Here is a 6666-nt window from a genome sequence, read left to right as displayed (position 1 = left end):
TGTTTAGAAACCAATTCACAAGAATAATGCTTCTTTAAAACTAATTCTACGCATTCTAACTTAAATGCATAATCATACTTGACTTTTCTTTCCATAAAAATACCCCCAAATAGTGTCTAACTTTTTGGGGGCAGTCTATTTAGAATCCCTTTTTTTTATGTATTAATCTTCATCGTCTTCATCAGCATCATCGTCGTCTCCGTCTACTGAATCTTCGATATCATCTGAATCATTTGAATCGTCATCGTCTTCATCGTCTTCATCGATATCTAAGTCTTTTAAAGCTCCGATTTTTTCATCTGGTACTGCTACCACATCATCTTCGATAATGTCATCCTCGTCATAGTTTTCGATTCTATCAGCAAGTTTAGTACTCACTTTTACCAAGTAAATAGTGTCTTCAGTACGAACTTCTACAGCTTCAACCGTTTCATTCTTAGCATTTTTAAAACGAATAACATCCGAATCATCATATCCGTCAGGAAATTTCTCAACTAGTAAGGTTAAGATTTCATTTGTTAATTTAGCGTAATCAACAATAACTCTTTTCATTGGGTAGGTTTTAATCTTGTAATTTCGTCAAATGTAATATCCTTAGCTTATATTTTCAAGTAAAATTTAATATTTTTTTTAAAAATTTTACCAGCCTAAAACGTAAGCAAACATCAACGGCGCAACTATCGTAGCGTCAGACTCTACGATAAATTTAGGCGTTGTAATATCTAATTTACCCCAAGTAATTTTTTCGTTTGGAACAGCTCCAGAGTACGAACCATAACTAGTTGTTGAGTCAGAAATCTGACAGAAATAGCTCCAAAATGGCACATCATGCATTTCCATATCTTGATATAACATTGGAACAACACAAATAGGAAAGTCTCCTGCGATACCACCACCAATTTGGAAGAAACCAATTCCTTTTCCTTCGCAATTTTTCGTGTACCAATCCGCTAACCACATCATGTATTCCACACCACTTTTCATTGTAGTAGGTTTGAATTCACCTTTGATACAGTAAGAAGCGAATATGTTGCCCATTGTACTGTCTTCCCATCCTGGAACTACAATTGGTAAATTCTTTTCAGCAGCTGCAACCATCCAAGAATCTTTTGGGTCGATTTCATAGTATTGTTCCAAAACGCCTGAATTGATCATTTGGTACATAAATTCATGTGGAAAATATCTTTCTCCTTTTGAATCGGCATTATTCCAAATATCAAATAAATGTTGTTGTAATCTTCTGAAAGCTTCTTCTTCAGGAATACAAGTATCAGTTACACGGTTATAGTGATTTTCCAATAAATCCCATTCTTCTTGTGGTGATAAATCTCTGTAATTTGGAACTCTTTTATAAGAATTATGAGCTACCAAGTTCATGATATCCTCTTCTAAATTAGCTCCTGTACAAGAAATAATATGTACTTTATCTTGACGAATCATTTCGGCTAATGATTTTCCTAATTCTGCAGTACTCATGGCACCTGCTAATGTAATCATCATTTTTCCGTTGTCTAATAAATGCTCTTCATATCCTTTTGCTGCATCTACTAAAGCAGCTGAGTTAAAATGAAGATAATGTTTCTCGATAAACTGACTAATTGGTCCTTTGCTCATTACTTTTTATTTTATTGTTCTTTTTTCTTGTTGTATCCTAAAATTTCTAAAACGTCTTCGGCTTTTTGTTGCTCTGAAAATACTTCGGTAGCAATAATTCCGTTTTTGTCTTTATCAATTAAAATGTGTTTTGGTTGTGGTAAAATACAGTGACTTAATCCTCCAAAACCTCCAATAGTTTCTTGATAAGCTCCTGTATTAAAGAATCCGATGTATAATGGTTTTTCTTTGTTGTATTTTGGTAAATAAACCGCATTCATGTGTTGCTCCGAATTGTAATAATCATCGCCATCACAAGTTAATCCTCCTAATAATACCCTTTCATACGTATCATTCCAGCGATTCACCGCCATCATAACAAAACGTTTATTAATTGCCCAAGTATCTGGTAGGGTAGTGATGAAAGAGGAATCAATCATGTTCCAATTCTCTCTATCATTTTGTTTCTTTTGGTATAACACTTGGTATAAAGCACCGCCAGATTCACCAACAGTAAACGAACCAAATTCTGTAAAAATGTGTGGTACAGCTACTTCAGCTTCGTCACAAGCAATTTTGATTTGGTTTAAGATTTCGTCTACCATATATTGGTAATCGTAATCAAAAGCTAATGAATTTTTTATAGGGAAACCACCACCAATATTTAAACTATCTAATGAAGGACATTCTTTTTTCAAAGCAATGTACACTTTCATACATTTTAATAATTCGTTCCAATAATACGCTGTATCACGAATACCAGCATTAATAAAGAAGTGAAGCATTTTTAATTCTACTTTCTTATTTTCAGCAATTTGCTTTCTATAAAATGGAACGATATCTTTATATCCAATTCCTAAACGAGATGTATAAAACTCAAATTTTGGTTCTTCTTCAGCTGCAATACGAATTCCAATTTTGAATTTACCATCAATCTGCTCTTGAAGTAAATCTAATTCTTCAAAATTATCAATAACAGGAATCGTATTTTTATGACCATTATTTATCAATCGTGCAATGTTTTCAACATATTGAGCTCTTTTAAACCCATTACACACTACAAATGTGTTTTTGTTGATTTTACCTTGCTCCATTAAATTTTCAACAATATTAATATCAAAAGCAGAAGAGGTTTCAATATGAATATTGTTTTTTAGAGCTTCGTTTAAAATAAACTCAAAATGAGAACTTTTTGTGCAATAGCAGTAAAAATATTTAGCATCGTAATCATGTTTTTCCATTGCATTTCTGAACCACATTTTCGCACGATTAATGTTTTGAGAAATCTTAGGCAAATAGGTAAATTTCAGAGGAGTTCCGTACTCTTCAACCAATTTCATTAAATCAATTCCATGAAATTGTAGTTCGTCTTTATTTAAAGTAAATTCTTCTTGTGGAAAGTAAAAAGTCTGATTAATTAAGTCGTAATATTTTGTATTCATTTTGAAAAATAAGATTAAAAATTAAAAAAGCTTAAATGTTTACCTGTTTTTAATCTTAATTTTCAAACCCTAATATTTGCAAATCGAATCAATAGTTTTTCGCTAAAAGTCTTCGATAACGCGAATAAATCAATTATATGAAAACAAAAAATAGAAAAGAACAGCCGATCAATAATAGACAAGTCAGCATTCCTATTGCTAAGAATTCTGTTGAAATTGTTCGTATAGTTGTTTTCTTTCATCGGTGCAAAGTTAAAAAAATAAAATGGCTATTATTTAAAGAAAATGTAAAAAAATAATTAGACAGCATAATCTTCAAATGCCTTGAAAATCAATTTATTGTCAGCTTCTTGATTGATTTTTATTTTTCCAATTCCATCAAGAAGTGCAAATTGTACTTTTCCGAATTCATTTTTCTTATCGTAAATCAATAGTTCAATGATTTGATTAATATCATTTTCATTGAATTCAATACGTTCAAAAATATCATTTATAATGTATTTAATTTCGTGATATTCTTCATTAGTTAGCCATCCTTTTTCTTTAGAAATATAGCTTTCTAGAATCATTCCTGCAGCAATTGCTTCTCCGTGAAGTAAGCTCGTTTTATTTTCATTTTCTAAGAAATAGCTTTCGATTCCATGACCTAAAGTATGTCCGAAATTTAGTGCTTTTCTAATTCCATTCTCGGTTAAATCTTCGCAAACAATAGTGTTTTTTATTTCAATAGATTGATGAATTAATTCGTTTAAATCATCTGTGCTTAAATCTTTTAATCTTTTAAATTTATTCCAATAGTTCTTATCGAAAATCAATCCATGTTTTAGCATTTCAGCTAATCCGGAGCGCATTTCTCTTTGTGATAAAGTACTTAAAAATTCGGTATCAATAATCACAGCTTTAGGTTCGCGAATAATCCCGATTTGATTTTTTAAATTTCCTAAATCAACCCCATTTTTTCCACCAATAGACGCATCTACCATGGAAAGCAATGTAGTAGGAATATTGATAAAATCAATTCCTCTTTTAAAAGTACAAGCTACAAATCCACCCAAATCAGAAATTACACCACCGCCTAAATTGATGATGATACTTTTTCTATCGGCTCCTAATTCTGACAAAGCAGCCCAAACTTCTGTACAAGTAGCAATGTTTTTATGAACTTCACCTGATTCCAATTCAATAATTTCAATTTCAATTTCGGTTGCCAAATTATTTAGTAAATGCGGCAAACAAAACTGAGATGTATTATCATCAACTAGAATGAAAATTTTAGAATAATGTGTTGGAACAAGATACGAAGCTAATTTTTCATAACCTGTTTCATTAAAAAATACGTAATAATTAGTTGCTTGTATGGTTTGCATGAAAATGTGTAAAATTTGACTGCAAAATACGTCATTTTTTATTTATTATTCGATAACTGTGGCGTATATTTGTATCACCTTATTTCAAAACACAATGAACACACTATTTAATAATACAGAAGTTGCTTTTGCTTTAAAAAGTGACACCGAATTAGAAAGAGCTTATTTTTTATTCAAATTAATCGATAGTCAACCCTTAGTAAAAATTGGAACAGCCGTAACTAATTTTGCTTTAAAAGCGCATTTGCCAGTAGAAGGATTGATTCGTTCTACTGTTTTTGATCACTTTTGTGGTGGTGTAAATGAAACTGATTGTCTTCGTGTGGTAGATAAAATGTATACGAAAGGAGTTTCTTCGGTTTTAGATTATTCAGTTGAAGGAAAAGAAGAAGAAGCGCAATTTGATGCTGCTTTGAACATGACTTTAAAAACAATTGAATTTGCTAAAGAAAGGGAAGCTATTCCGTTTGCGGTTTTTAAACCAACAGGATTTGGACGTTTAGCCTTATACGAAAAAGTAGGAGAGAAGGCTTATTTAACTGAAAACGAACAAAAAGAATGGAACAGAGTTATCGAACGTTTTGATATAGCTTGTAAAACAGCATTTGAAAAAGACGTTTTATTGTTAATTGATGCAGAAGAAAGTTGGATGCAAGATGCAGCAGATGCAATTGTTACCGATATGATGCGCAAATACAACAAGCAAAAAGCAATTGTTTTCAACACGTTACAAATGTATCGTTGGGATCGATTGGATTATTTAAAAAATCTTCATGAACAAGCAAAAGCTGAAGGTTTTTATATTGGGATGAAATTAGTTCGTGGTGCTTATATGGAAAAAGAGAATGAAAGAGCGGCAGAACGCGGACAAAAATCTCCAATTTGTATTTCAAAAGAAGCTACTGATATAAATTACGATTCTGCTGTTTCTTATATGGTAGATCATTTGGATATTATGGCAGTTTTTGCAGGAACTCACAATGAAGAAAGTTCATACAAGTTGATGCAATTGATGCAAGAAAAAGGAATTGCTAAAAATGATAAACGTATTTTCTTCGGACAATTATTAGGGATGAGTGATAATATCAGCTTTAATTTGGCAGCTGAAGGTTATAATGTTGCAAAATATTTACCATTTGGTCCAGTAAGAGATGTGATGCCTTACTTAATAAGAAGAGCAGAAGAAAATACTTCAGTTGCTGGACAAACTAGTAGAGAGTTAACACTGATTAAGAAAGAAAAAGAACGTAGAAAGTTATAAATGATAAAATCCCGCTAGTGCGGGATTTTTTTATGGTTTGATATAAATATGATAAAAACAAAAAATCCTACATTACTGTAGGATTAAATTTTTTGTGGGCGATGAGGGATTCGAACTTTCCTCATAATACGCTCATATATAATAAATTATATAAGTCTAAAAATCAAAGGTCTCGATTTTGCTCCTTGCATATAGAAACAAATATCATTAAATCTTAATACAGTAAATTTAATAATTTTTATAATCTTTTACAAATTAATTTATTACTAAATGATACTAAAAAATGAACTGGTTATTTAAGTGTTTATAAGTCCTTTTCTTGATTAAAATTTGTTTTTGTATTAACCCTATTTTAACCAAAAATCAAGTGAGTTACTTGTTCATATTTTATGCCGCTATATGTACAGAACTCTTCAATTGTTAGAAACTCATTTTCGTGTTTGTTGAGGTCTTTTTTTATCTTTTGCATCAATCTAGTACTTTGACGATAACTCTTGCCTGTTATTCGTTGTATGTCCTTTGGATAGATGCACACCCTCTGATTATTCAATTTCATACTTTATCTATACCTTTGATTAAGCTATGACTTACTTCTGATGTGCAGAAAATCTTTTGCAATTTAGTTATAATTTTTCATACTTATTTATTGGCTTTTTATGTTAATTTAAGACACTTGTGTCGATTTTGGACATATGGTACATCTTTGACTTTTTCTTTTGTGAAATGCTTTGTAATCTTTGCTTTAATCATTCAAAATGTGGTTGCAACTTATTGATGGAATGAAGGAGATTTTAGATGAATGTTTAACAAAATTTTGAAGTTATGGCTAGACAGAAAGGCATAATTAAACTGATGTAAATCATCAGCAAAAAGTGGACTGATTTAGTTCAAAACTAAGAGAGTGTTTTCAAAAATTATTAACTTTGAAATAGTATGAAAACACCTAAGAAAAAAACAGCAGAGAATTTCATTAAAGACATTCGTAGAAATACACGAAGAATCT

6 protein-coding genes are annotated in these 6666 nt (G+C 31.0%); 2 read left to right on the top strand and 4 right to left on the bottom strand.

Annotation, left to right across the window (positions count from 1 at the left end; genetic code table 11):
- Positions 1–162 precede the first annotated feature (162 nt).
- The 3 genes from ACE3PD_RS10680 to ACE3PD_RS10670 all read right to left on the bottom strand — a co-directional run bounded on the left by ACE3PD_RS10680 (position 163) and on the right by ACE3PD_RS10670 (position 3035).
- Complete coding sequence (locus tag ACE3PD_RS10680; protein WP_374402288.1) at positions 163–552, bottom strand: DNA primase; 390 nt, start codon at positions 550–552, stop codon at positions 163–165.
- Between the two features lie 87 nt (positions 553–639).
- Positions 640–1614 carry a deoxyhypusine synthase family protein gene (locus tag ACE3PD_RS10675; protein WP_374402286.1) on the bottom strand — a complete coding sequence of 325 codons (975 nt, stop codon included), beginning with the start codon at positions 1612–1614 and terminating at the stop codon, positions 640–642.
- A gap of 11 nt (positions 1615–1625) precedes the next feature.
- A complete protein-coding gene (locus ACE3PD_RS10670; RefSeq protein WP_374402284.1) occupies positions 1626–3035 on the bottom strand; it encodes an arginine decarboxylase in 1410 nt (469 codons plus the stop codon).
- A 137-nt stretch (positions 3036–3172) separates the two neighbouring features.
- Here ACE3PD_RS10670 and ACE3PD_RS10665 point away from each other — a divergent pair, with 137 nt between their 5' ends.
- The gene (locus ACE3PD_RS10665) at positions 3173–3334 is read left to right on the top strand and encodes a hypothetical protein (RefSeq protein WP_374402282.1); all 162 of its coding nucleotides are present in this window, start codon (positions 3173–3175) and stop codon (positions 3332–3334) included.
- Here the strand turns inward: ACE3PD_RS10665 and aroB are convergent, their stop codons facing one another.
- On the bottom strand, positions 3335–4402 hold the full coding sequence (gene aroB / locus ACE3PD_RS10660; RefSeq protein ID WP_374402279.1) for a 3-dehydroquinate synthase: 1068 nt from the start codon (positions 4400–4402) through the stop codon (positions 3335–3337).
- A gap of 94 nt (positions 4403–4496) precedes the next feature.
- Here aroB and ACE3PD_RS10655 point away from each other — a divergent pair, with 94 nt between their 5' ends.
- The gene (locus ACE3PD_RS10655) at positions 4497–5663 is read left to right on the top strand and encodes a proline dehydrogenase family protein (RefSeq protein WP_374402277.1); all 1167 of its coding nucleotides are present in this window, start codon (positions 4497–4499) and stop codon (positions 5661–5663) included.
- Positions 5664–6666 lie beyond the last annotated feature (1003 nt).

The sequence above is a fragment of the Flavobacterium sp. genome (assembly GCF_041911335.1).
GTDB lineage: Bacteria > Bacteroidota > Bacteroidia > Flavobacteriales > Flavobacteriaceae > Flavobacterium.
This window is presented reverse-complemented; position numbering and strand designations above follow the sequence as displayed.

Coding starts and splice junctions, on each gene's coding strand:
- ACE3PD_RS10680 (WP_374402288.1), bottom strand. CDS start 552: ATGAAAAGAGTTATTGTTGATTACGCTAAATTAACAAATGAAATCTTA.
- ACE3PD_RS10675 (WP_374402286.1), bottom strand. CDS start 1,614: ATGAGCAAAGGACCAATTAGTCAGTTTATCGAGAAACATTATCTTCAT.
- ACE3PD_RS10670 (WP_374402284.1), bottom strand. CDS start 3,035: ATGAATACAAAATATTACGACTTAATTAATCAGACTTTTTACTTTCCA.
- ACE3PD_RS10665 (WP_374402282.1), top strand. CDS start 3,173: ATGAAAACAAAAAATAGAAAAGAACAGCCGATCAATAATAGACAAGTC.
- aroB (WP_374402279.1), bottom strand. CDS start 4,402: ATGCAAACCATACAAGCAACTAATTATTACGTATTTTTTAATGAAACA.
- ACE3PD_RS10655 (WP_374402277.1), top strand. CDS start 4,497: ATGAACACACTATTTAATAATACAGAAGTTGCTTTTGCTTTAAAAAGT.